Origin of the sequence: Marmoricola endophyticus, assembly GCF_014644415.1 — a bacterium.
GTDB lineage: Bacteria > Actinomycetota > Actinomycetes > Propionibacteriales > Nocardioidaceae > Marmoricola > Marmoricola endophyticus.
On record NZ_BMKQ01000001.1, the window covers coordinates 2,314,597 to 2,338,232 of the forward strand.

The 23,636-nt window shown below is 75.2% G+C and carries 19 protein-coding genes; 10 read left to right on the forward strand and 9 right to left on the reverse strand.

Annotation, left to right across the window (positions count from 1 at the left end; all coding sequences use genetic code 11):
* Positions 1-8: 8 nt before the first annotated feature.
* The gene (locus IEX42_RS11355; RefSeq protein ID WP_229660801.1) at positions 9-878 is read right to left on the reverse strand and encodes an HpcH/HpaI aldolase/citrate lyase family protein; all 870 of its coding nucleotides are present in this window, start codon (positions 876-878) and stop codon (positions 9-11) included.
* Positions 875-1,534 carry a GntR family transcriptional regulator gene (locus IEX42_RS11360; protein WP_188779865.1) on the reverse strand — a complete coding sequence of 220 codons (660 nt, stop codon included), beginning with the start codon at positions 1,532-1,534 and terminating at the stop codon, positions 875-877. The genes IEX42_RS11355 and IEX42_RS11360 overlap by 4 nt, the downstream gene beginning before the upstream one ends.
* 92 nt (positions 1,535-1,626) lie before the next feature.
* Here IEX42_RS11360 and IEX42_RS11365 point away from each other — a divergent pair, with 92 nt between their 5' ends.
* The 5 genes from IEX42_RS11365 to IEX42_RS11385 are packed head-to-tail and all read left to right on the forward strand — an operon-like array spanning position 1,627 to position 6,311.
* Positions 1,627-2,781 (forward strand): acyl-CoA dehydrogenase family protein, encoded by a 1,155-nt coding sequence (locus tag IEX42_RS11365; protein ID WP_188779866.1) that lies wholly within the window; start codon positions 1,627-1,629, stop codon positions 2,779-2,781.
* Complete coding sequence (locus IEX42_RS11370; protein WP_188779867.1) at positions 2,778-3,962, forward strand: CaiB/BaiF CoA transferase family protein; 1,185 nt, start codon at positions 2,778-2,780, stop codon at positions 3,960-3,962. Before IEX42_RS11365 ends, IEX42_RS11370 begins: the two co-directional genes overlap by 4 nt.
* Entirely contained in the window at positions 3,959-4,330 is a 372-nt protein-coding gene (locus tag IEX42_RS11375) for a Zn-ribbon domain-containing OB-fold protein (RefSeq protein WP_188779868.1), read from the forward strand. The genes IEX42_RS11370 and IEX42_RS11375 overlap by 4 nt, the downstream gene beginning before the upstream one ends.
* On the forward strand, positions 4,327-5,481 hold the full coding sequence (locus IEX42_RS11380; RefSeq protein ID WP_188779869.1) for an acetyl-CoA acetyltransferase: 1,155 nt from the start codon (positions 4,327-4,329) through the stop codon (positions 5,479-5,481). The genes IEX42_RS11375 and IEX42_RS11380 overlap by 4 nt, the downstream gene beginning before the upstream one ends.
* A complete protein-coding gene (locus IEX42_RS11385) occupies positions 5,478-6,311 on the forward strand; it encodes an FAS1-like dehydratase domain-containing protein (RefSeq protein ID WP_188779870.1) in 834 nt (277 codons plus the stop codon). Before IEX42_RS11380 ends, IEX42_RS11385 begins: the two co-directional genes overlap by 4 nt.
* A gap of 7 nt (positions 6,312-6,318) precedes the next feature.
* Here IEX42_RS11385 and IEX42_RS11390 read toward each other — a convergent pair whose 3' ends face one another.
* The 4 genes from IEX42_RS11390 to IEX42_RS11405 all read right to left on the reverse strand — a co-directional run bounded on the left by IEX42_RS11390 (position 6,319) and on the right by IEX42_RS11405 (position 11,368).
* On the reverse strand, positions 6,319-7,554 hold the full coding sequence (locus IEX42_RS11390; protein WP_229660802.1) for an acetyl-CoA C-acetyltransferase: 1,236 nt from the start codon (positions 7,552-7,554) through the stop codon (positions 6,319-6,321).
* 33 nt (positions 7,555-7,587) lie between these two features.
* On the reverse strand, positions 7,588-9,261 hold the full coding sequence (locus IEX42_RS11395) for an AMP-binding protein (RefSeq protein WP_188779871.1): 1,674 nt from the start codon (positions 9,259-9,261) through the stop codon (positions 7,588-7,590).
* Positions 9,262-9,297: 36 nt separating this feature from the next.
* Positions 9,298-10,680 (reverse strand): MFS transporter, encoded by a 1,383-nt coding sequence (locus IEX42_RS11400; RefSeq protein WP_188779872.1) that lies wholly within the window; start codon positions 10,678-10,680, stop codon positions 9,298-9,300.
* 91 nt (positions 10,681-10,771) lie between these two features.
* A complete protein-coding gene (locus tag IEX42_RS11405; protein WP_188779873.1) occupies positions 10,772-11,368 on the reverse strand; it encodes a TetR/AcrR family transcriptional regulator in 597 nt (198 codons plus the stop codon).
* A gap of 46 nt (positions 11,369-11,414) precedes the next feature.
* On the opposite strand from IEX42_RS11405, the gene IEX42_RS11410 reads away from it, so the two are divergent.
* The 5 genes from IEX42_RS11410 to recD all read left to right on the forward strand — a co-directional run bounded on the left by IEX42_RS11410 (position 11,415) and on the right by recD (position 21,636).
* Positions 11,415-12,326 carry a MaoC/PaaZ C-terminal domain-containing protein gene (locus IEX42_RS11410; RefSeq protein WP_188779874.1) on the forward strand — a complete coding sequence of 304 codons (912 nt, stop codon included), beginning with the start codon at positions 11,415-11,417 and terminating at the stop codon, positions 12,324-12,326.
* Positions 12,323-13,150, forward strand: a complete 828-nt coding sequence (locus tag IEX42_RS11415) for an alpha/beta fold hydrolase (protein WP_229660803.1) — start codon at positions 12,323-12,325, stop codon at positions 13,148-13,150. Before IEX42_RS11410 ends, IEX42_RS11415 begins: the two co-directional genes overlap by 4 nt.
* A 67-nt stretch (positions 13,151-13,217) precedes the next feature.
* A complete protein-coding gene (recC, locus tag IEX42_RS11420) occupies positions 13,218-16,565 on the forward strand; it encodes an exodeoxyribonuclease V subunit gamma (RefSeq protein ID WP_188779875.1) in 3,348 nt (1,115 codons plus the stop codon).
* On the forward strand, positions 16,562-19,858 hold the full coding sequence (locus IEX42_RS11425) for a UvrD-helicase domain-containing protein (protein WP_188779876.1): 3,297 nt from the start codon (positions 16,562-16,564) through the stop codon (positions 19,856-19,858). The genes recC and IEX42_RS11425 overlap by 4 nt, the downstream gene beginning before the upstream one ends.
* The gene (recD, locus tag IEX42_RS11430; protein ID WP_188779877.1) at positions 19,855-21,636 is read left to right on the forward strand and encodes an exodeoxyribonuclease V subunit alpha; all 1,782 of its coding nucleotides are present in this window, start codon (positions 19,855-19,857) and stop codon (positions 21,634-21,636) included. Before IEX42_RS11425 ends, recD begins: the two co-directional genes overlap by 4 nt.
* 3 nt (positions 21,637-21,639) lie before the next feature.
* On the opposite strand, the gene IEX42_RS11435 is transcribed toward recD, so the two are convergent.
* The 3 genes from IEX42_RS11435 to thpR are packed head-to-tail and all read right to left on the reverse strand — an operon-like array spanning position 21,640 to position 23,629.
* Entirely contained in the window at positions 21,640-22,281 is a 642-nt protein-coding gene (locus tag IEX42_RS11435; RefSeq protein ID WP_188779878.1) for an ACT domain-containing protein, read from the reverse strand.
* A complete protein-coding gene (locus IEX42_RS11440; RefSeq protein WP_188779879.1) occupies positions 22,281-23,015 on the reverse strand; it encodes an MOSC domain-containing protein in 735 nt (244 codons plus the stop codon). The genes IEX42_RS11435 and IEX42_RS11440 overlap by 1 nt, the downstream gene beginning before the upstream one ends.
* Positions 23,016-23,047: 32 nt before the next feature.
* Positions 23,048-23,629 (reverse strand): RNA 2',3'-cyclic phosphodiesterase, encoded by a 582-nt coding sequence (gene thpR / locus IEX42_RS11445; RefSeq protein WP_229660804.1) that lies wholly within the window; start codon positions 23,627-23,629, stop codon positions 23,048-23,050.
* Between the last annotated feature and the right edge of the window lie 7 nt (positions 23,630-23,636).

A 23,636-nucleotide genomic window follows, 5' to 3' on the forward strand; every position in this document is an offset into this window, starting at 1 on the left:
GGACAGGATCAGTCGGCGGCCCGGGCGAGCACCTGGCGGGCGCGGTCGTAGACCGGACGGTCGAGCATCGCGCCGTCCAGCCCCACGGCACCCGCGCCGCCGGAGAGGGACTCCTCGAAGGCGTCGACGACCGCACGGGCGCGTGAGACCTGCTCGGCGGTCGGCGTGAACGCCGCGTTGGCGGCGTCGAGCTGGGCCGGGTGGACCACCCACGTGCCGTCGAACCCGAGACGCGCAGCCCAGGCGTGGGCGGCGGCACCGCCCTCGGTGTCGCGGAAGTCGAGGAACGGTCCGTCCAGCGCCTGCACGCCGTGCCGACGGGCGGCGAGCAGAAGGGCGTGCTGGACCGGCAGCCAGGCGACGTCGCCACCCGGCCCGACGTCGCGTCCCAGCGAGGTGGCGAGGTCGGCGTACCCGAGCACCAGCCCGAGCAGCCGATCGCCGGTCCCCGCGATCTCGTCGACGCGGTGCAGGCCCTCGGCGGTCTCCACGAGCGCCTGGGTTCGGACCTGGGTGCCGGCCAGGCGCCGGTCGAGGTCGCGCAGGTCCTCGGCCGACTCGGCCATCGGCAGCACGACGCCCGCGGGCGGTGTCGCGCACGCCGCGAGCGCCGCGACGTCGTGGACGTACCACGGGGTGCGGCGGCCGTTGACGCGCACCGCCAGGCGGTCCCGCTCGGCCGGGTCGAGGGCGGCGAGCAGGTCGACGACCGTGCCGCGGGCCGCCTCCTTGCCGTCGGGGGCGACCGCGTCCTCGAGGTCGACCACGACCTCGTCGGCGGCGCTGGCCAACGCCTTGCGGACCCGGTCGGGCCGGTCGCCGGGCACCGACAGGGCGCTACGCCGGGGGCGTGCGGGGGCTGCGTCGTGCGGGGTCACGAGTGGTCTCCTCGGCTCCGGTGACGGGCGAGCAGGTCGCCGGCGCTGCGCACGTGGGCCGCCATCGCCCGGCGGGCGGCGTCGGGGTCGCGGGCGGCGAGGGCGCGCAGGACGGTGTCGTGCTCGTGGGCGGAGGCGGCCGCCCAGCCGTCGATCCGGGCGAAGAACAGCCGCGGTGCGTAGCTGGCCGCCGTGGCCAGGAACCACTGCAGCCGCGGCGAGCCGGCGGCCCGGTTGATGGTGCGGTGGAAGGCGTAGTTGAGCTCCTCGACCCGGTCGGCGTCGCCGGCCTCGTACGCCCGCTCCAGCTCGTCCTGGGTCGCTCGCAGGGCGTCCAGCTGCTCGTCGGTCAGCCGGCGACAGGCCAGCGCGGCCAGCTCGCCCGCGACGTACGCGTGCACCCGGTAGACGTCGCCGAGGTCCTCGTCGGTCAGCGGCAGCACCACGAAGCCGCGCCGCGGCTCGAGGCGTACGAACCCCTCGCCGCGCAGCCGCCCCATCGCCTCGCGCACCGGCGTGACGCTGGTGCCGAACCGCTGGGCCAGCGGCGCCAGGCGCAGGAACTCCCCGGCCCGCACCTCGCCGGCCACGATCAGCTCGCGCACCTCGGCGGCGACCCGGTCGGGGGTCTGCTCCGCCCGGTCTGGGTTCGCCACGTGCCCTCCTCGGTCCGGTACGTACGCGGACAGTCTGAATGATCCAGGATCGTGTACGATTCGAGCAAGTCGTATACGAGAAGGGTCACACGGTGGAGCTGAGCAACGAGGAGCGCGACCTGGTCGCGCTGGTCCGGGAGTTCGTGGACGAGCGGGTCCGTGGGCACGTCGCGGCGTACGACCACGACGACGTGTACCCCGAGGACCTCATCGAGCAGATGAAGGAGATGGGCTTCTTCGGGATGCTCATCCCGGCCGAGCACGGTGGCATCGAGCTGTCCGGCCCCGCCTTCGCCAGCGTCACCGCCGAGCTCGCCCGCGGGTGGATGAGCCTCGCCGGCGCCACCGGCGGCCACTCGGTCGTCTCCACGCTGATCCGCCGCTTCGGCACCCCCGAGCAGCAGCAGACGTACCTCCCCCGGATGGCCGACGGCTCGCTGCGGGCCACGATGGCGCTCACCGAGCCCGGCGGCGGCAGCGACCTGCAGGCGATGCGGACCCGGGCGACCCACGGCCCGGACGGCTGGACGATCTCGGGCTCGAAGACGTGGATCTCCAACGCCCAGCACTCCGGTCTGGTCGCGCTGCTGTGCAAGACCGACCCCGAGGCCGAGCCCCGGCACACCGGGATCAGCGTGCTGCTGGTCGAGCCGGGCGACGGGACGGACGTCTCCCGCAAGCTGCCCAAGCTCGGCTACCGCGGCGTCGAGGCGTGCGAGGTGGTCTTCGACGGCCAGGTGGTCCCCGACGACGCGGTCCTCGGCGGAACGCCCGGCGAGGGCTGGCGGCACATGATGAGCGGCCTCGAGGTCGGCCGGGTGCAGGTCGCCGCCCGCGCGGTCGGCGTCGCGCAGGCCGCGCTGGACGACTCGCTGCGCTACGCCCAGGAGCGGGAGAGCTTCGGCAAGCCGATCTGGAAGCACCAGTCGGTCGGCAACCTGCTCGCCGACATGGCCACCAAGGTGCACGCGGCACGGCTGATGACGTTGGACGCTGCGACGAAGCTGGACCGCGGCGAGCGCGCCGACCTCGAGGCCGGGATGGCGAAGCTGTTCGCCTCGGAGGCCGCGGCGCAGGTGTCGCTGGACGCGATGCGGGTGCACGGCGGCTACGGCTACTCCCGCGAGTACGACATCGAGCGGTACTACCGCGACGCCCCGCTGATGATCGTCGGCGAGGGCACCAACGAGATCCAGCGCAACGTCATCGCCGCCCAGCTGGTCGCGCGGCACCAGGTCGGCCGGTGACCGCGCCACTCCCGCTCGAGGGCGTCACCGTGGTGAGCCTCGAGCAGGCGGTCGCCGCGCCGTTCGCCACCCGCACCCTGGCCGACCTCGGCGCCCGGGTGATCAAGGTCGAGCGCACCGACGGCGGCGACTTCGCCCGCGGCTACGACGACGCCGTGGGCGGCACCTCCTCCCACTTCTTCTGGCTCAACCGCTCCAAGGAGTCGGTCGCGCTCGACGTGAAGAGCGTCGAGGGCCGCACCCTGCTCGCCGAGCTGGTCGCCGGCGCGGACGTCGTGGTGCAGAACCTCGCCCCGGGCGCCGCGGCCCGCCTCGGCCTCGGGGCCGACGAGCTGCGCGAGCGGCACCCGGGGATCGTGGTGGCGGACATGACCGGCTACGGCGACGGCGGGGCGTACGCCGGTCGCAAGGCGTACGACATGCTCGTCCAGGCCGAGGCCGGCCTGGTCGCGGTCACCGGCACCGAGGACCACCCGGCCAAGACCGGCATCCCGAGCGCCGACGTCGCCGCCGGGCTGCACACCGCGCACGCGGTGCTCGCCGCGCTGGTCCGCAAGGGGCGTACGGGGCAGGGCGCGCACGTGCGGGTCTCGATGTTCGACGCGCTCACCGAGTGGATGGGCCACCCGCTCTACACCGCCATGCACGGCGGCCGCCGGGTCGGCCGAAACGGGCTCGCACATCCGGCGATCGTGCCGTACGACGCCTACCCCGCCGCGGACGGCCAGGTGCTCGTCGGCGTGCAGAACGACCGCCAGTGGCAGGCGCTGGTCGGCGCCCTCGGCCGCGACGACCTGGCCACCGACGCCGACCTGGCGACGAACCGGCGGCGGGTCGCCGAGCGGGACCGGGTGGACGCCGAGGTCGCCCGCAGCACCGCCGCCCACCCCACCGCGAGCCTGCTCGAGCTGCTCGCGGACGCAGGCGTGCCCGCCGCCCAGGTGACCGAGGTCGACGACCTCGCCGCGCACCCGCAGCTGCAGGGCCGCGACCGGTGGGCCGACGTGGCGACCGAGCACGGTACGTACGCCGCCCTCCGACCGCCGGCGCTGGTCGACGGCACCCCGGCGCGGATGGACGCCGTGCCCGCGCTCGGCGAGCACACCGACCGCGTGCTGGCCGAGCTCGACCGCGACCCTGCGACGATCCGGACCCTGCGAGAGACAGGAGTGGTGGCATGAGCGCCCCGCCCGCCCCCGAGGACCACTACCGCGCCGGCCTGGAGGCCGGCGAGCTGCGCTACCAGTGGTGCACCGACTGCGCCGCGCCGGTCTTCTACCCCCGCGTCCTGTGCCCCGGCTGCGGCGGCACCGCCCTGGAATGGCGGGTCAGCGGCGGGGCCGGGACCGTCTACTCCGCCACGGTGGTGCGCTCCCGCGACGGAGCGCGCGGCGTCGTGCTCGTCGACCTCGAGGAGGGGTTCCGCATGATGTCCAGGGTCACCGGCGACCCGGAGGCCGTCGCCATCGGCTCCGCGGTCACGCTGCGCGTCGACACCTCGGGCGAGGCCGCCCAGGCGGTCTTCGACCCGGCGGGGGAGCCGTCGTGAGCGCCGCCTGGCGCGGTGCCGCCGCGATCGTCGGCGTCGCCGAGTCCGACCTCGGCCGGGTCCCCGAGGGGCTGTCCTCGCTGGACCTGATCGGGCAGGCCACCGCCGGTGCGCTCGCCGAGGCGGGACTCGGGACCGAGGACGTGGACGCGCTCTACACCACCTCGGCGTACTTCCCGATGTCGGCGCTGGTCACCGCGGAGTACCTCGGCGTCCGTCCCCGGGTGGCCGACGGCACCAACATCGGTGGCTCCACCTTCGTCGCCCAGGCGGTCCGCGCCGCGCAGGCGATCGCCGCGGGCGAGGTGGAGGTGGCGCTGATCTGCTACTCCAGCACCCAGCTCTCCGACGGCGGGCGGCTGGTCACCACCAACCGTCCGCTGAGCTACGAGGGCGAGTTCTCCCCGCGCTTCCCGATCTCGATGTTCGCCCTGGCCACCGCCCGGCACATGCACGAGTTCGGCACCACCCGCGAGCAGCTGGCCGAGGTGGCCGTCGCCGCCCGTCGGTGGGCGCAGCTGAACCCGAAGGCGTACGCCCGCGACGAGCTGAGCGTCGAGGACGTGCTCGGCTCCCGGATGGTGAGCGACCCGCTGACCGTGCGCGACTGCTGTCTGGTCACCGACGGCGGCGGCGCGGTCGTGATGACCTCCGCCGAGCGGGCGAGGGACCTGCCCCAGGAGCCGGTGTACGTCCTCGGCGGCGGCGAGGCGACCGACCACGCGAACCTCTCCCAGATGCCCGACCTCACCACGACGGCCGCCGCCGTCTCCGGGGCCCGCGCGTGGGAGACCTCCGGCCTCGGGCCGGCGGACATGGACGTCGTGCAGCTCTACGACGCGTTCACCATCAACCCGGTGCTGTTCCTCGAGGACCTCGGCTTCTGCGCCAAGGGCGAGGGCGGCGCGTTCGTCGCCGACGGCGGCATCGCGCCGGGCGGTCGGCTGCCGGTCAACACCAGCGGCGGCGGGCTGTCGTACTGCCACCCGGGGATGTTCGGCATCTTCCTGCTCATCGAGGCGACCCGCCAGCTGCGCGGCGAGACCGGCGCCCGCCAGGTCGCCGGCGCCCGGACGGCGCTGGTGCACGGCAACGGCGGCGCGCTGGCCAGCGAGGTCACCGCCGTTCTCGGCACGGCGGACACGCTGTGAGCGACCCGTTCGAGGAGGTCGCCGCGACCTGGCGGCCCGCGCCCGCGGTGGCCGACGGTGTCGTCGAGGAGTCGGCGGCCGGCCGGCTGGCGGCGCTGCTCGGGGTGGACCCGCCCGTCGCCGGTGCGCCGCTGCCGCCGCTGTGGCGCGAGGCGCAGCTGCGCGACGCGCCGGCGCTCGCCGACCTCGGCCCCGACGGCCACCCGCTCGGCGGCGCGCTGCTGCCGCCGCTGGCCGACCGGCGGCGGATGTTCGGCGGGGGGACCGTCGAGGTCGTGGCTCCGCTGCGGGTCGGGGAGCACGCCTCGCGGCGCAGCGAGGTCGCCGACGTACGCGTGCGCGACGGCCGGTCGGGCCGGCTGCTGCTGGTCACCGAGGAGCACACCTGGAGCGTCGGGGGCGAGGAGCGGATCCGCGAGCGCCGTGACGTGGTCTACCGCCGCGCGGAGGACGTCGGCGCAGGTGCGGCCGGCCCCGGCGGCGACCGGCCCGAGGGCTGGTCCACGACGCCGGACGAGCGGCTGCTGTTCGCGTACAGCGCGCTGACGTACAACCTGCACCGGATCCACTACGACGCGCCGTACGCCCGTGACGTCGAGCACCACCCCGCGCTCGTCGTGCACGGCCCGCTGCTCGCGCTGTGGTGCGCCGAGCGCGCCCGTACGGTCCTGGGGCGCGCGCCGGGCGCGCTGGCGTACCGGCTCACCGCGACGGCATACGTCGGCGACGAGGTGGTCGTCACCGATGCACCCGACGAGGACACCGGCGGCCTGCACCTCGAGGCCTGGTCGCAGGGTCGTTGCTGCGCCCGGATGGACGTGCGCGGCTGAGGCCGGCTCAGCCCACCCAGCGCTCGAACACCGCGGCGATGCCCTGCCCGCCGCCGATGCACATGGTCTCCAGGCCGTAGCGGACCTCGCGCCGCTCCATCTCGTGGAGCAGGTTGGCGAGGATCCGGCCGCCGGTCGCGCCGATCGGGTGGCCGAGGGCGATGCCGGAGCCGTTGACGTTGAACCGGTCGTCGGTCTCGGCGTCGAGGCCCCACTCGCGCGTGCAGGCGAGGACCTGGGCGGCGAAGGCCTCGTTGAGCTCGATGAGGTCCATGTCGCCCAGCCCCAGCCCGAGCCGGTCCAGCACCTTGGCACTGGCGCTCACCGGGCCGATGCCCATCCGGCGCGGGTCGACGCCGGTCGCGGCCCAGCCGAGCATCCGGGCCATCGGGCGCAGGCCGAGACGCTCCGCCTCGGCGGGCGTGGTGACGATGCAGACCGAGGCGCCGTCGTTCTGCCCCGAGGCGTTCCCGGCGGTCACCGTCGCCTCGGGGTCGGCCTTGGCGCGGATCGGCCGGAGCCGGGCCATCGAGTCCATCGAGGCGTCCGGGCGCGGGTGCTCGTCGCGGGTCACGACCGTCTCCGGGGCCTTCCGGGTCGCGGGCAGCGTCATCGGCACGGTCTCGGCGTCGAAGTGGCCGGCCTCCATCGCGGCGACGGCGCGCTGGTGCGAGCGCACGGCGTACGCGTCCTGCTCCTCGCGGGGGATCGCGTACTCCCGGCGCAGGTTCTCGGCGGTCTCGATCATCCCGCCCTCGACGGGGAACCGCCGACCGCCCGAGCTGACCCGGGGTCGCGAGAGCCGGTCGACGAGGTTCACACCGTCGCGCTTGACGCCCCAGCGCAGCGCGGGTGCGTAGAACTCCGCCTGCGACATGCTCTCGGCGCCGCCCGCGAGGACCAGGTCGCTGACCCCGGTCTGCACCTGCATCGCGGCGTACGCGACGGCCTGCAGGCCCGAGCCGCAGCGACGGTCCAGCTGCAGACCGGGCACGTCGACGTCGAGGCCGGCGTCCAGGGCGGCGACGCGGCCGATCGCGGCGGCCTCCCCGTTCGCGTACCCCTGCCCGAAGAGGACGTCGTCGACATCACCGGAGGCCAGGCCGGTGCGCTCGACCAGCCCGCGGACCACGGCGGAGGCGAGATCGGCGACCGGGACGTCGCGGTACATCCCGCCGTAGCGGCCGACCGGGATCCGGACGGGGGAGCAGATGACGGCGTCGGGCAGGGACGGTGACGACACGGGACGGGCCTCCGGCGGAGTGTGGGGTACGGGTCAGCGAGGGGCGAGCAGCTCGCCGGCGCGCTCGCGGAGCACGCCGGCCTTGATCTTGCTGCCGTTGGTCCCCGACGTCACGGGCATCTCGTCGATGACCACGACGCGCTCGGGCACCTTGAACGGTGCCAGCTCGGCCTTGCACGCGGCCCGCAGCGCCTCGGGGTCGACGTCGCGGCCCTCGGCGGCGGTCACGAACGCGACCGCGACGTCGCGGCCCTCGACCTGGGCGCCGACCACCTTGACCATGCCCACGCTCGGGTCCTCGATGAGGAAGTGCTCGATCTCGGCGGGCTGGACGAGGAAGCCGCGCAGCCGCATCGCGTCGCCGGCACGTCCCTCGTAGGTGAAGGTCCGCCCGTCGGCGTCGACCGAGCCGAGGTCGCCGGAGTCGAACCAGCCGTCGACCAGCGGGGGCGGGACCTGCTCGGCGCCGCGCAGGTACGCGTCCACGACGTTGTAGCCGCGGAACTGGAGCAGGCCGACCTCGCCCGGCGCGAGCGGCTCGCCGCCGACCGGGTCCACGGTTCGGACGCCGAGGTCCGCCGACACCAGTCGTCCGCCGCCGAGGTGCCGGGTCGTGGGGTCGGCGTCGGCGTCGCGGATGCTGACCAGGGAGAACACCTCCGAGGAGCCGTACACGCCGCGCATGCTGGCGCCCGAGCACTCCTGCAGCCAGCCGTTCAGCTGCTCGACCCGGCCGATGAAGCTGGCCTCCGCGGCCACCCGCCACGCAGGGAGCGCGGGGCGCTCGGCCTCCCAGCCCGTCGCGAGGCCGAGGTAGAAGTCGTCGCCGCCGGCCGTGTGGGTCACGCCGTGCTCGGCCATCAGCGCGATCGTGCCGGCGCCGTCGAAGACCGGCACCAGCAGGGTGCTGGCGCCGGCGAGCAGCGCCGAGACGGCGGGGACGTAGCTGAACACCCCGGTCATCGGCAACGCCGCGCACATGACGTCACCGACGCCGAGCCCGGTCGCCGCGGCGACCTCCTCCGCGTGCCGGGCGATGCCCCGCTGCGCGTGGGCCGCGAGCTTGGGCAGGCCGGTGGAGCCCGACGTGGTGAACGTCATCGCCAGGTCCTCGGGCGTCCCGACCGGATCCGGGAGGTCGCCCACGGCCGGTTCGTCGGCCCACCAGGCGCCGGCGCCGGCGTCGAACGCCGCCAGGTCCTCGGCCCCGCGAGCGGGAGCCGGGACGCCGGTCGGCCGGGTCAGGTCCATCACCGCGACCTGCGGTGCGACCCAGTCCGCGCCGACCGCCTGCGCCGCCCGGTCCACGGCGGAGTGCAGGAGGTCGGTCAGCGCCAGGCCGACCAGCGACCGCGGCATCACGACGAGCACCGGTCGGGCCGTCTCGAGCACGTGACCGACCTCGGGTGCCCGGTAGCGGGTGTTGGTCCCGACCAGCCCGGCGCCGGTCGCGGCCACCGCCACCTGCCAGACCAGCAGCTCGCGCCGGTTCTCCCCCCAGTACGCCACCCGGTCGCCCCGCCCGACCCCGTGGGCGGCCAGCCGCCGGCGTACGTCGGCCACCTCGGCGGCGAGCTCGGCGTACGTCGTGCGCACCGGGGTGCCGGCCACCGACTCGATGGTGGCGACGACGTCGGGGTGGCGCGCCGCGGTGGCGGCGAACCGGTCGTGCAGGGTGAGCGGGGACTGGCCGGGCTGGTCGAGCACGTTCTCGCGGGTCCTCTCGTGAGGGGCTGGTGGCGGTCAGCCGACCGGGTCGGGGTCGGGGACCTCGGCGGTGCGGGCGGGGGTGGCGAGGAAGCTGCGACGGAAGACCTCCTTGATCGAGTAGACCGCGATGAAGGTGAGCACCGCCATCCCGACCAGGTAGAGCGCCACGGACCAGCTGGCGCCGGTGGCGGCCAGCAGAGCCGTCATGATGATCGGGGCGAGGCCGCCGGCGAGCACGGAGGCCACCTGGTAGCCGAGGCTCGCGCCCGAGAAGCGGACCTCGCTGGGGAACATCTCGGCGTACAGCGCGGCCTGCGGGCCGTACATCATCGAGTGCACGGTGTACGCGACGACCAGGCCGAGGAAGACCAGCGGGCCGCTGCCGGTCTCGACGAGCAGGAACATCGGGTAGACCCAGATCGCGATCAGCACCGCGCCGAGCAGGAACAGCCGGCGCCGCCGGATCCGCGGGTTGTCGCTGAGCCGGCCGAAGAGGGGGACGGTGACCACCTGGGTGATCCCGGCCCCCAGCACGAGGCCGAGCATCTCCCCGCGGGACAGACCGACGATGCGGGTGCCGAAGTCGACCATGCCGGTGGAGAGCACGTAGAACGCGGCGTTGACGACGAGGAACGCGCCGGCCGCCTGCAGCACCGCGACCGGGTGGTGCCGCAGCACGTCGAGCACCGGCTGCTTGCGCGGTGCGGGCGTCTCGGCGGCCTCGTCCGCCGCAGCGGCCTGCATCTCCTGGAAGACCGGGGTGTCCTCGATCTGGCGCTGGATGTAGATGCCGACGAAGACCACGACCACCCCGGCGAAGAACGGCAGCCGCCAGCCCCACGACTCGAAGGCGCTGTCGGACATCAGGCTGGTCAGCAGGTAGAAGATGCCGGTCGCGATGGCGGAGCCCGCGACGGCGCCCACCTGCACCATGCTGCCGAAGAACCCGCGGCGCTCGACCGGGGCGTGCTCGGTGAGCAGCAGCGCGGCCCCGCCCCACTGGGCCCCGACGCCGAGACCCTGGACGCAGCGCAGGGCGATCAGCAGCGTCGGTGCCCAGGCGCCGATGGAGGCGTAGGTGGGCAGGAAGCCGATCAGCAGCGTCGCCAGGCCCATCAGGACCATCGCGCCGACGAGGACCGGGCGACGGCCGTACCGGTCCCCGAGCTGGCCCGCGATGATCCCGCCGATCGGACGGGCCACGAAGCCGACGGCCAGCGTGCCGAAGGAGGCGATCGTGCCGGCCGAGCTGCTGAACTCGGGGAAGAACAGCTGGCCGAACACCAGCGCCGCGGCGGTGGTGTAGATGAAGAAGTCGAGCCACTCGGCGACAGAGGCGGCGACGCCGGCGGCGGCGATCTTGGTCATCGGGCGCGGGTCGGCGCCCTGGGGGGCTGCGGCGCTGGGACGGGACATCGGTCCTCCTGAGTACGAACGATCGTTCAGGAACCTAGGGCGTGACGTGCACCACGTCAAGCGGTTCGGCCGGACGTGGTGCGCGGAGGGCTCAGCCCGCCTCGACGAGCGCGAGCGCGAACCCGGCGTGCCGGCGGGCGACCTCCGTCGCGGAGAGCGCGCCCTCGGGCTGGAACCAGGCGGTGATGTTGGAGACCATCGTGAGCAGGCTGCGGCTGACGTCGGCGGGGTACGGCGTGGCGAACGCGCCCCGGCGCACGCCGTCCTCGATGAGGTCGTCGACCAGACGCTGCATCCGGTCGCGCAGCTCGACCACCTCCGTGCGGTGCGGCCGGCTGAGGTAGCGGAACTCGGTGTTGCTGAGCACCAGCTCGTCGCGGTGCTCGATGACGTAGCGGGCGTAGGCCTCGACCGCTGCACGGAGCCGCTCGGCCGGGTCCTCGCCGGCGCCATCGAGGGCCTCGAGGACCTGGGCGTACTGGGCCTCGCTGGCCCGGCGCAGCAGCTGGGCGAGCAGCTCGTCCTTCGAGGCGACGTAGTTGTAGACGTTGGACAGGCTGGTGCCGGCGCGGTCGGCGATGAACCGGATCGACGCGCCGTGGTAGCCGCGCTCGCTGAAGCAGCTCAGGGCGGCCTCGCGGATCGCCTGCTCGGTGGCCCTTCCGCGCTGCACCTGGGTGTCGGTCACCAGCGGAGGCTATCGCGGGAGGTGCCGGCGATGTAGGGTCGACTGTATGAACGATCGTTCAGGCCGCCGTTCAGCGGCGCTCCCCGTCGGCGAGCCCGAGCCCGGACGCTGGCACCTCGAGGACTTCCGGGTGGGTCAGCGCTGGACCACGCCGGAGCGCGAGATCACCGCCGCGGACATCGCCGCCTTCGCGACGCTGAGCGGCGACACGCACCCGCTGCACACCGACCCGGACTACGCCGCGACGACGCGCTTCGGCGAGCCGATCGCGCACGGCCCGCTGAGCATCGCGGTCACGATGGGGCTGCTGCACGAGCTGCGCCTCGTCGACGAGACGGTGGTCGCGCTGCTCGGTACGCAGTGGACGTACCTGGCTCCGCTGCGGGCCGGGGACGTGGTGCTCGCCGAGGTGACCGTCACCGAGGCGCGACGTTCTCGCCAGGGCACGACGGGGGCCGTCGGGCGCGACATCGAGCTGCGCACGAGCACCGGGACGGTCGTCGGCCGTGGGGCCCTGCCGGTGATGGTGCGCGCCCGCGAGGCGGACGGCTCCGCGGACGACCCCGCCCGGGCCTTCGGGACGCTCGCCTGGGGCGAGGCGCTGGCCGACCTGCTCGCGGGCGACGAGGCCTTCGCCGCCGCGACGGCGACCTGGGACGGCAGCATCGGCCTGGTCTGCGACCACGGGCACGCCCAGCAGCAGGTCCAGCTGCGGGTCTACCGCGGGCGCGTGCTCGAGGCGGTGCGGCGCACGCCCGGGGGACCGACGTTCAGCCTGCACGCGTCGGCACGCACCTGGACCGACCTCGCGCTCGCGCCGGCGGCGGACCTGATCCGCCGCGCGAACCGCGGCGAGGTCACCACCTCGGGCGACGCCTACGAGTACATCCGGATGACCAAGGCGGTGCACCTGCTGGTCGACGCGGTGCGCGAGCTGGCCGGCAAGGAGGAGCAGTGACCGCGACCCTGACGGGAACCAGCGTGCGGACGGGGTACGTCGAGCTGCGCGGAGCCCTCGCCTTCGTCGAGGACGTCGGCGAGGGGCCGGTGGTGCTGCTCGTGCACACCGCCGGTCAGTCCGGCGTGCAGTGGCGGCGTACGACCCCCGACCTGGTCGCCGCGGGCTACCGCGTCGTCGTCCCCGACCTGCCCGGTCACGGCCGCTCCGAGCCGGACCCGGCGGGGCCGGTCGACGACCTCGGGGAGTACGCCGCGTGGCTGCTGGACCTGCTGGACGAGCTCGGTGTCGACCGGTTCGCCGTCGTCGGCTGCTCGATCGGCGGCAAGATCACCCTCGACCTCGCCTGCCGGGCACCCGACCGGATCGACGCCGCCGTGGCGATGGCTGCGGTGGGCGGCCGGCCGGGCCTCTCCGAGGCCGGGCAGCGGCGCGAGCTGGAGGACTCGGCGTCGCCGAGCCGCGGCGACCGCACCTACCTCGGCACCCTGGCCTCCGTCGGCGGCGCGCTGCCGGAGTCGGAGGCACGGATGGTCGCCACGATGCACCGCCGCGAGGACCCGGTCGTCTCGACGACCGACCTGGTGGCCTGGAGCCGGCACGACGTGTCCGGCCGGCTGGACCGCGTCACCTGCCCGCTGCACGTGGTCGCCGGCGCGGAGGACTACTGGATCGACCAGCGCGCGGTCCGGGCGACCGCCGCGGCGGTCCCGCACGCCCGCTGCACGGTCCTCGACGGTGTCGGCCACTACCCGATGGAGGAGCTGCCGGAGTTCGGGCGGGTCGCCGCGGCGTGGCTGGCGGACCTGCGTACGGACCGCTGACGGCTGCGCTGACCGTGAGCGGCGGTGACCCGCGGTCGCTGTCGGCGGCGGCCGCTAGCCTCGCGGCGTGCCGCTGACGATCCACCGCGCGACCCGCGCCGACCAGCTCGCCGACGAGCTGGCCGCGCTGCTGTGCGACGTCTCGGGCACCCCGCCGGCGGACCCGTTCGCCGCAGAGCTGGTGGTCGTGCCCGCCAAGGGCGTCGAGCGCTGGCTCAGCCAGCGGCTCTCGCACACGCTCGGGGCGGCGCCGGGAGCCGAGGACGGCGTCTGCGCCGGGGTCGAGCTGCGCTCGCCGGCCTCGCTGGTCGCCGAGCTCACCGACCGGCCCGAGGAGGACCCGTGGTCGCCGGACCGGATGGTCTGGCCGCTGCTCGGGGCCCTCGACGCCGCGGCGGGAGAGGACTGGGCGGCCCCGCTGAGCCGCCACCTGGGCCTTCTCCTCCACGACGGCGAGGGCGACGAGCTGCGCCGGGGTCGGCGCTACGCCACCGCGCGCCGGCTCGCGGGCCTGTTCTCCTCGTACGCCCGCCAGCGGCCGGCGCTGCTGCGGGCCTGGGAGGACGACCACGACGAGGACGGCGCGGGCCAGCCGCTGCCCGACGACCTGAGCTGGCAGCCCGAGCTGTGGCGACGCCTGCTGGCCGTGGCCGGCGAGCCGTCCCCGACCCGCCGGCACGCCGAGGTGCTGGCCCGGCTTGAGGCCGGCCCGGCGGCGGGGATGCCGGCGCGGGTCTCGCTGTTCGGCCACACCCGGGTCCCGGCCACCGAGGCCGAGCTGCTCGCCGCGCTCGGCGCGCACCACGAGGTGCACCTGTGGCTCCCGCACCCGTCGCCCGCGCTGTGGGACGCGCTGTCGGACAACGGGGGCGTCGTGCCCCGCGACGAGGACGGCTCGTACGACGCCGCCCGGCACCCGCTCCTGGCGTCGCTGGGCCGCGACGTCCGCGAGCTGGAGCGCACCCTGGCGCCGTACGCCCTCGATGCCGGCGCCGCCGAGGAGCCGGCGCGCCCCGCGGGGCTGCTCGGCCGGCTGCAGGCCGACATCGCGGCCGACCGGGCGCCGGACGGCTCGCTCCTGCTCGACCCCGACGACCGGTCGGTGCAGGTGCACGCCTGCCACGGTCCGGCGCGTCAGGTAGAGGTGCTGCGCGAGGTCGTCCTCGGGCTGCTCGCCGACGACGAGACCCTCGAGCCGCGCGACATCATGGTGATGTGCCCGGACATCGAGGCGTACGCACCGCTGGTCGAGGCGGCGTTCGGCCTCGGTGACGCGGTCGCCGGGGCGCACCCCGGGCACCAGCTGCAGGTCAGGCTGGCCGACCGGGCGCTGAGCCGGACCAACCCGCTGCTCGCGGTGGCGGGGTCCCTGCTCGACCTCGCCGACGGCCGGGCGCCGGCCAGCCGGGTGCTCGACCTGCTGGCGAGCGAACCGGTGCGCCGCCGGTTCCGGATCGCGGAGTCCGAGCTGGAGACCGTCCACCGCTGGGTGGAGCAGTCGGGGGTGCGGTGGGCCTTCGACGCGGCGCACCGCTCGGCGTACGGGCTGGCGGCGTACCCGCAGAACACCTGGCGGTTCGGCCTGGATCGGGTGCTGGCCGGGGTCGCGGTCTCCGACGACGCGCAGGCCGACGGTGCCGGCTACGTCGACACGGTTCTCCCGCTCGACGACGTGCCGTCGAGCAGCATCGACCTCGCCGGCCGGCTCGCCGAGCTGGTGGACCGGCTCGAGCGGACGATCGACAGGCTGACCGGTCTGCGACCGATGGGCGACTGGCTCGAGAACCTCCGCGAGGGCACGGTCGCGCTGACCGCGGCCGAGCCCGGCGAGGAGTGGCAGCTCGCGCAGCTGCACACCGAGCTCGGCGGCGTGGCGCTGGCGGCGGGCACCGACGCGCCGGACCTGCGGCTCAGCGACGTCCGGTCGCTGCTCGGCGAGCGGCTCGGCGGTCGCCCGACGCGGGCGAACTTCCGCACCGGGTCCATGACGGTGGCGACCCTCGTGCCGATGCGGTCGGTGCCGCACCGGGTGGTGTGCCTGCTCGGGGTCGACGACGGCGCCTTCCCGCGCGGGGGCACCACCGACGGTGACGACGTCCTGGCCCGCCGGCCGCTGACCGGCGAGCGCGACCGGCGCAGCGAGGACCGGCAGCAGCTGCTCGACGCCGTGATGGCGACGACGGAGACCCTCGTGGTCACCTACAGCGGGTACGACGAGACCACCGGCGCCGAGCGTCCCCCCGCGGTGCCCCTGGGGGAGCTGCTCGACGCGCTGGACCGCACCGCGGCCGGAGCCCGCGAGCGCGTGGTGACCCCGCACCGGATCCAGCCCTTCCACCCCTCCTACTACTCCGGCTCCGCGCCGCCGTTCTCCTTCGATCGGCTCTCGGCCGGTGGCGCGCGGGCGGCGGTGCGGCAGCCGGTCGCGACGCCGGCCATCGGCAGCGTCTCCCTCCCGCCGATGGCCGTGGGGGACGTCGAGCTCGCCGACCTCGTGCGGTTCCTCCGCGACCCGGTCGGCGGCTTCCTGCGGCAGCGGCTCGAGGTGAGTCTGCTGCGGGACCAGGACGAGGTCTCCGACCGGATGCCGATCAGCCTCGACGGGCTCGAGAAGTGGGGCGTCGGCGACCGCCTGCTGCGCCACCTGCTGGCCGGGCTGCCGCCGCGCGATGCGTTCCAGCGCGAGCTGCGCCGCGGGTTGCTGCCCCCGGGTGCCCTGGGCGGCGAGGTGCTGATGCAGCTGGCCACCCAGACGACGCCGATCGCCGAGGCCGTGCGCGAGGCCCGGGGCGAGGTGCCGGAGCGCAGTCGGACGGTGGAGATCACGCTGCCGCTCACGACGGCCGACGGGCGTCCGCGTCGCCTGGTCGGCACGGTCGGCGGGCTGCACGACCTGCGCCGGGTGACCGGCGGCTTCTCGCAGGTCGGCGCCAAGCAGGAGCTCGACGCCTGGGTCCACCTGCTCGCGCTCGAGGCCAGTGAGCCCGGGCGCGGCTGGTCGGCAGGGGCGATCGGCCGGGGACCGCGCGACCGGCCGACCTCGAGGGTGGTCTTCACCCCGCCCGAGGACGCGGTCGGCGAGCTGGTCTCGCTGGTCCGGGTGCTCGACGCGGGTCTGTGCACCCCGCTGCCGCTGCCGCTGAAGACGTCGTACGCCTTCGCGCTCGCACGGGCGGGCCGGGGCAGCGACGCCAAGTGCCGCTTCGAGGCCGACCGGAAGTGGAAGTCGTTCCGCTTCCCCGCCGAGCGGGACGACGAGGCCCAGCGTCGGGTGTGGGGCGATCGTGCCGAGATCGACGACCTGCTGCGGATCGCGCCGCTTCCCGGTGAGGAGCGCGAGGGGGAGAGCTCGCGGCTCGGAGCGCTCGCCGGCGCGGTGTGGGGCCGCGCGCTGACCCGGGCGGTGCGCTCGTGAGCGCGGCGTTCGACGTCGTCGGCCCGCTCCCGCGCGGGACCACGGTGCTGGAGGCGAGCGCCGGCACCGGCAAGACGTACGCCATCGCGGCGCTGGTCACCCGCTACGTCGCGGAGGGCGTCGCCGACCTCGACGACCTGCTCGTCGTCACCTTCGGACGTGCGGCGACCAGGGAGCTCCGCGCCCGGGTGCGTGCGCAGATGATGCTGGCCGAGCGGGCGCTCGCCGGGGAGCACGAGGGTGGGACGGACGCGCTGCTGTCCCACCTCCTCGACGCCTCGCCCGAGGAGCGCGCGCTGCGCCGAGGGCGGTTGGCGCGGGCTCTCACCTCCTACGACGCCGCGACCATCGCCACCATCCACGAGTTCTGCCAGCTGGTGCTCCGCTCGCTCGGCGTGGCCGGCGACCTGGACCCGGGAGTGACGCTGGTCGAGGACTTCACCGAGCTGGTGCGGGAGGTCGTCGACGACGTCTACCTGCGGCGGTACGCCGACCGCACGGCGGCGCCGTTCGACCTCGGCACGGCGCTCGACCTCGGTCGCGCCGTCACTGCCGACCCGCAGGCCGTGATCACGCCCGACGGCCTCGACCCGGACTCCACGCCGGGTGAGCGGGTCGATCTGGCCCGCGAGGTGGCGCAGGAGTTCGCCCGACGCAAGCGCGAGCGGGGCCTGATCGGCTACGACGACCTGCTCAGCCGGCTGCGCGACAGCCTGGCCGAGCCCGACTCCGCGGCGGCCCGCCGGATGCGCGAGCGGTGGAGCGTCGTGCTCGTCGACGAGTTCCAGGACACCGACCCGGTGCAGTGGCAGGTCTTCGACCGTGCCTTCCACGGCCACGCGACGATGGTCCTCGTCGGTGACCCGAAGCAGGCGATCTACGCGTTCCGCGGGGGCGACGTGCCCAGCTACCTCACCGCCCGGGACAAGGCGGGGGAGACGCGGACACTCGACACCAACTGGCGCAGCGACGCCGCCGTCGTCGACGGCCTCGGCGTGCTGCTCGACGGGGTCGCGCTGGGCGACGACGAGATCCGGGTCCACCCGGTGCGCGCCCGGCACCAGGAGCGCCGGCTCGCGGGCGCCCCCGACCCGAGCGCCGTACGCGTGCGGACGGTGCACAGCGAGCCGCTCGGCACGACCCGTGACGGCTACGTCCGCATCGACCTGCTGCGCCGGCACATCGCCGCCGACCTGGCGGCGGACGTCGTGGCCCTGCTCTCCTCGGGGGCCACCGTGGCGGGCGAACCGGTCGAGCCGAGGGACGTCGCGATCCTGGTGCCGACCCGTGGCGGGCTCGACGTGCTGCGCGCCGAGCTCGCCGCCCGGTCGGTGCCCAGCGTGGTGACCGCGGCGAGCAACGTGCTCACCGGCCCGGCCGGATGGGAGTGGCTGACCCTCCTCGAGGCGCTGGACCAGCCGCAGTCGCCCCGGCGGGTGCGCGCGGCCGCCCTGACCTCCCTGGTCGGGGTCACTCCCGAGGAGCTCGACGCCGGAGGTGACGAGCTCACCGACGAGCTCGCCGAGCGGGTCCGCCGCTGGCTCGACCTGTTCCGCACCCGAGGCGTCGCCGGGGTCTTCGAGGCGATCCGCAGCACCGGGCTGGCCGAGCGGGTGCTCGCGACCGAGGACGGCGCACGGCACCTCACCGACCTCGCCCACGTCGCCGAGACGCTGCACGAGGTGACCCGCAGGCGCAGGCTGGGCACCAACGCGCTGCTCGCCTGGCTGCACGAGGAGCGCGACCCGACGTCGGCCACGGAGCGCTCGCGACGCCTCGACACCGACGAGGACGCCGTCCAGATCCTCACCGTGCACGGCAGCAAGGGCCTGCAGTTCCCCTTCGTCTACCTCCCCACCTCCTTCCACGGCAGCCTCGGCTTCGACGCCGCGGGGATGCTGCACCACCAGGACGGCCGGCGCTGCCTGGACGTGTCCGGGGCACCGACGGCCGCCGTCCGCCGTGCCGCCCGGGCCGAGGAGCTCGCCGAGGAGCTGCGGCTCACCTACGTCGCGCTCACCCGGGCCGAGGTGCAGGTGACGATCTGGACGGCCCAGTCCAAGGACTCCGACGCCTCCGGGATCAGCCGCCTCCTGCTCGGCCGGGGTCCGGGCGAGCGCGAGGTGCCCACCTCGGTCGACGTCGGGATGTCCGACGAGGCCGTCGACGCGCGGCTGACCGCCTGGGCGTCGGCCGGTGCGGTGTCGGTGAGCGTCACCCCGGCGCGGCCGTCCACCGCCGTACTCCCCGGCCGTTCCGAGGAGCGCCTCGACCTGCGGTCGCGCGGGTTCGACCGCGACCTCGACACCGACTGGCGGCGCACGTCGTACTCCGGGCTGATCCGCGCCGACGAGAAGCTGCTCGTCGAGGCGGGGTCCGAGCCCGAGGAGGGCGGCACGGACGACGAGGGGGTGGAGGCGGAGGAGGCCGAGCAGCCGCTGGGCCTCGCGGTGCCCGAGGCGCCGGCCGAGCCGGTCTCGCCGATGGACGCGCTGCCCGGCGGCGCCACCTTCGGCTCGCTGGTGCACGGGGTGCTCGAGCACGCCGACCCGCAGGCGCCCGACCTGCGGAGCGAGCTGCGGTCGCGGATCGAGGAGCAGCTGCGCTGGTGGCCGGTCCCGGCGACCGCGGACGACCTCGCCGACGGGCTGCTGCCGATGCAGCACACCTCGATGGGGCCGCTCGCCGGCGGGCTCACCCTGGCCGAGCTGCCGATGCGCGACCGGCTCTGCGAGCTGGACTTCGAGATCCCCCTGGCCGGCGGCGAGCGGCCCGGGTCGCACCAGGTCCTCCTCGGCGGGCTGGCCGACCTGATGGAGCGCGAGCTGTCCGACGACGACCTGCTCCTGCCGTACGCCGACCGTCTGCGCGTCCCCTCGCTCGGCGACCAGGTGCTGCGCGGCTACCTGTCGGGCTCGATCGACGTCGTGCTCCGGGTGCCGGGGGAGCGGTTCGTGGTCGTCGACTACAAGACCAACCGGCTCGGCGAGCCGGAGCGGCCGCTGACCGCGTGGGACTACACCCAGCCGCTGATGGCGGACTCGATGCGGCACTCCCACTACCCGCTCCAGGCGCTGCTCTACAGCGTCGTGCTGCACCGCTACCTGCGGTGGCGGGTGGCGTCGTACGACCCCGAGCGGCACCTGGGCGGCGTGCTCTACCTCTACGTGCGCGGGATGTGCGGGCCGCAGACGCCCGTCGTCGACGGGCACCCGTGCGGCTGCTTCGCCTGGCAGCCGCCGGCCTCCCTGGTCACGTCCGCCTCCGACCTGCTCGCCGGAGGTGGGCTGTGACGACGACACCGACCGGGCCGACCCGCCCCGCCTCCGCCGACGACCGGTACGACCGGCAGCTCGCCCTGGGCGCCGCCGGCCTGCTGGCCGAGTTCAACCGCGCCGGTGTGCTCGGTGTCGCCGACGTGCACGTCGCGCGGCGGCTGGGCGCTGCCACGGGTGAGACCGACGAGGAGGTGCTGCTGGCGCTCGCGCTGACGGTGCGCGCCGTACGCCTCGGGTCGACCTGCCTCGACCTCACCACGGCCGCCGAGCTGCCCGTCGAGCACGCCGAGGGCGAGGAGCCCCCAACCCTGCGCTGGCCGGACGCCGACACGTGGACCGACCGCGTGGCGAGCAGCCCGCTCGCCGCGGCTGCGGTCGTACGCATCGACCAGGCGCTGGTCTACCTCGACCGCTACTGGCGCGAGGAGCGGCAGGTCTGCGAGGACCTGCTGGCCCGGCTGTCCGCGCCGGCGGCGCCCACGCCCGACCTGGAGCCGACAGCGGCCGAGATCTTCCCCGACGCCGGCTACGACGAGCAGCGGGCCGCGGCGCTGAGCTCGGCCCGCCGGCGTACGACCGTGCTCACCGGTGGCCCGGGGACCGGCAAGACGACCACCGTCGCCGGCGTGCTCGCCCTCCTCGCCGAGCTCGATCCCGACGCCCGGATCGCGCTCGCCGCACCGACCGGCAAGGCCTCGGCCCGGCTGCAGGAGTCGGTCGAGCGCGAGCTCGGCCGCCTGCCGGAGCGGCACAGGGCCCGCCTGCGCGACCTGCGGGCGACCACCCTGCACCGGCTGCTCGGATCGATGCAGCCGCGCACCGGGAGCCGGTTCACGCACGACCGGCACCGACCGCTGCCCTTCGAGGTCGTGGTCGTCGACGAGGCGTCGATGGTGCCGCTGACGATGATGGCCCGGCTCCTGGAGGCGCTGCGGCCCGAGACCCGGCTGGTCCTGGTCGGGGATCCGGGTCAGCTCTCGCCGGTCGAGGCAGGAGCGGTCCTCACCGATCTCGTCGACGGCTTCGCCGGACGTGCGGACTCCCCGGTCACCTCGCTCCTCGAGACGCACCGCTTCCAGGGGTCGATCGCTGCGCTGGAGGCGGCGCTGCGCGCCGACGACGCGGACGCGGTGCTGCACCTGCTCACCACCGGTGACGGTGTGGAGCTGGTCGATCCCGGCGACGCCGACGCGCTCGCGGCGTTCGGGCAGGTGTCGGCGGACGCGGCGTACTCCGTCACCCTCGCCGCCGAGGCGGGTGACGGGCCCGCGGCGGTCGCGGCGCTCGACGCGCACCGGCTGCTGTGCGGCCACCGGACCGGACCGTGGGGCGTCTCCGGCTGGAACCGGCGGGTGGAGCGGCTGCTCGCCGACCGCACGGGCGTCACGCACTACGAGGAGTGGTACGCCGGTCGTCCCGTCCTCGTGCTGGCCAACGACCCCGGTCTGGGCCTCTACAACGGCGACACCGGGGTCACGGTGCGCCGCCCGGACGGTCGGCTGCGGGTGGTGGTGCCCGGTGCGGGCGGCGCCCAGGAGCTGGCCACGACGCGGCTGTCCGACGTGCAGACCCTCTACGCCATGACGGTGCACAAGTCGCAGGGCTCGCAGGCGGCCGACGTCAGCGTCGTCCTCCCGCCGCCCGAGTCGCCGCTGCTCACCCACGAGCTGCTCTACACCGCCGTCACCCGGGCGCAGCACCACGTGCGCGTGCTTGGCACGGAGGACGCGGTGCGGGCCGCGGTCGCACGGCGGGTGCAACGAGCCTCCGGCCTCGCGCGCCGGCTGGGGTGAGCCTCAGACGCCCCGGCTGATCGTCGTGGCCAGCGCGCACAGGTGGCGCAGTCGGGCGATCTCGGAGTCGAGGATCGCCGGTCCACCGCGGCGGGCGATCACCACCAGGTCCTCGCCGAGGGCGGCACCGGCGAGGACCATGTCGTCCCACGGGCCGGCCAGCTCGAGTCGTACGCCGCCCTCCACGGCCGCGGGCCAGCCGGTCACCTCGGCGGGCACCTCCTCGGGAGCAGCCGTCGTACGACGGACCAGCTCACGGCCACCGTCGGCCGACGGCCGCACCTGGGCGGCCCAGTCGACGCGGAACGCCGGCGGCAGGGCCTCCAGGAGCACCTCCGCGGCCCGGCTCGGCTCCTCGGTCATGGTCTCGACCACCTCGAGGTCGAGGAAGAGCTGCCCTCCGGCGGGGTAGCGCGAGATCCAGAGCACGTCGACGTCCTCGAGCTGGTGGCACGCCGAGACCACGGAGTCCGGCATCACGCCGTCCTCCAGGGTGAGGAACACGTCGTCGACCGCCCGCCCGTCGGTCCCGTGCTCGATGATCTCGATGGCGCCGATGTCGCCACCGGCCCAGCCGATGGCGGTGGCGAGCCGGCCCAGGGAGCCGGGGACGTCGGGCAGGGCGACGCGCAGCAGCCAGGACATCAGCCGACCACCGCGCGGTCGCCGACGTGGACCTGGCCGGGACTCGAGACGCGGGCGTCGAGGCCGAAGGTCGGTTCACCGGCCACGACGGGCAGCGACGTGAGGACGCGCGCGTCGCGCTCGCCGCTCGTGGGGTCGAGGTCGACCACCGCGCACCGCGGGACGGCACCGCGCACCTCGAGCACGGCCGCTCCGAGCTGCAGCCGGGACCCCGGGGCGAAGGAGTCGGCCCGCCGGTCGGTGTCCAGCGTGACCGTGGCGCGGAACCGCGCGTCCTGGCCCTCCAGCCCGAGCCGATGCAGGTCGCCGGTCGTGACGACGGTGACGGGCCCGCCGTACACCACGTCGCCGGCGGCCGCGCGCGCCAGCACCACGCGCCGGCCGAGCCAGGCGCCGATCGCCTCGGCGAAGGGGCCGTCCTGCTCGACCAGCAGCGCGTCACGGCCCCAGTAGTCCGACTTCAGCTCGGTGCCGGTGTCGTGCGGAGCCCCCTCGACCACCGTGCCGTCCGGCAGCAGGACGCTCAGCGCGGTCCCGTCGTACGACGCCCTCAAGGCCGGCAGCCTCGGGTTCTCCACGGTGCGCAGCACACGCGGCCCCCCGTCGCGCCCCTCGGGGTCGACCAGGCAGAACACCCGGTCGCCGACCGGACCATCGGTCCCCAGCTCGACCGAGGGGAGCGCGACGTGGCGGGCACCCTTCAGCGGGGTCAGGCCAAGACGGGAGACGAGCACGGCGAGAACTGTCCCACGTCGCGGTGACGACGTCATTTCCCTTCCGCCCCTGGAGACGGCGCCAGCGGGGCCACCGCCACCACCTGGTACCGCGGCCTGCGCCTCGGGCCCTCACCGAGGTACGACGCGACCAGCGACACCTCGCCGGCGGCCCACGGGGGACCGCGGTAGGAGTCGAGCAGCCGCACCCACGAGGTCAGCGAGGTCGGGCGGCCGCACCGCGCCACGGTGAGGTGCGGGCGGAACCGCTGCCCGTCGACCTCGGTGCCGACCCGCGGCCCGGCCCGGCGGCACGCACCGGCGAGCCGGGACAGCTCGTCGCGGTCGTCCTCCTCGGCCTCCACGCCTGCCACCAGCACCCGCCCGCGGTCGGGGTCGGGGAACGCGCCCCCGCCCGCGACGCGAAGCCGCAGTGCGCGCCGCCGCGCGGACGTGTCGGCGATCGTCTCGGCCAGCGCCTCGACGTCGTGCTCGGGGACGTCGGCGTAGAACGCCAGCGTCAGGTGCACCTGCTCGGGCGAGGTCCACCGGAACGGCGCGGCGTCACGTCGCGGGGCCAGGAAGTCGGCGAGGCCCTCGGCGACCTCCTCCGGCGGCACGAGAGCAGCGAACATCCGCACC

What these genes read in the sequence shown, in the direction of transcription:
- IEX42_RS11375 (WP_188779868.1), top strand. Translation starts at nt 3,959, where the DNA reads ATGAGCGCCCCGCCCGCCCCCGAGGACCACTACCGCGCCGGCCTGGAG.
- IEX42_RS11400 (WP_188779872.1), bottom strand. Translation starts at nt 10,680, where the DNA reads ATGTCCCGTCCCAGCGCCGCAGCCCCCCAGGGCGCCGACCCGCGCCCG.
- IEX42_RS11410 (WP_188779874.1), top strand. Translation starts at nt 11,415, where the DNA reads ATGAACGATCGTTCAGGCCGCCGTTCAGCGGCGCTCCCCGTCGGCGAG.
- IEX42_RS11435 (WP_188779878.1), bottom strand. Translation starts at nt 22,281, where the DNA reads ATGTCCTGGCTGCTGCGCGTCGCCCTGCCCGACGTCCCCGGCTCCCTG.
- thpR (WP_229660804.1), bottom strand. Translation starts at nt 23,629, where the DNA reads ATGTTCGCTGCTCTCGTGCCGCCGGAGGAGGTCGCCGAGGGCCTCGCC.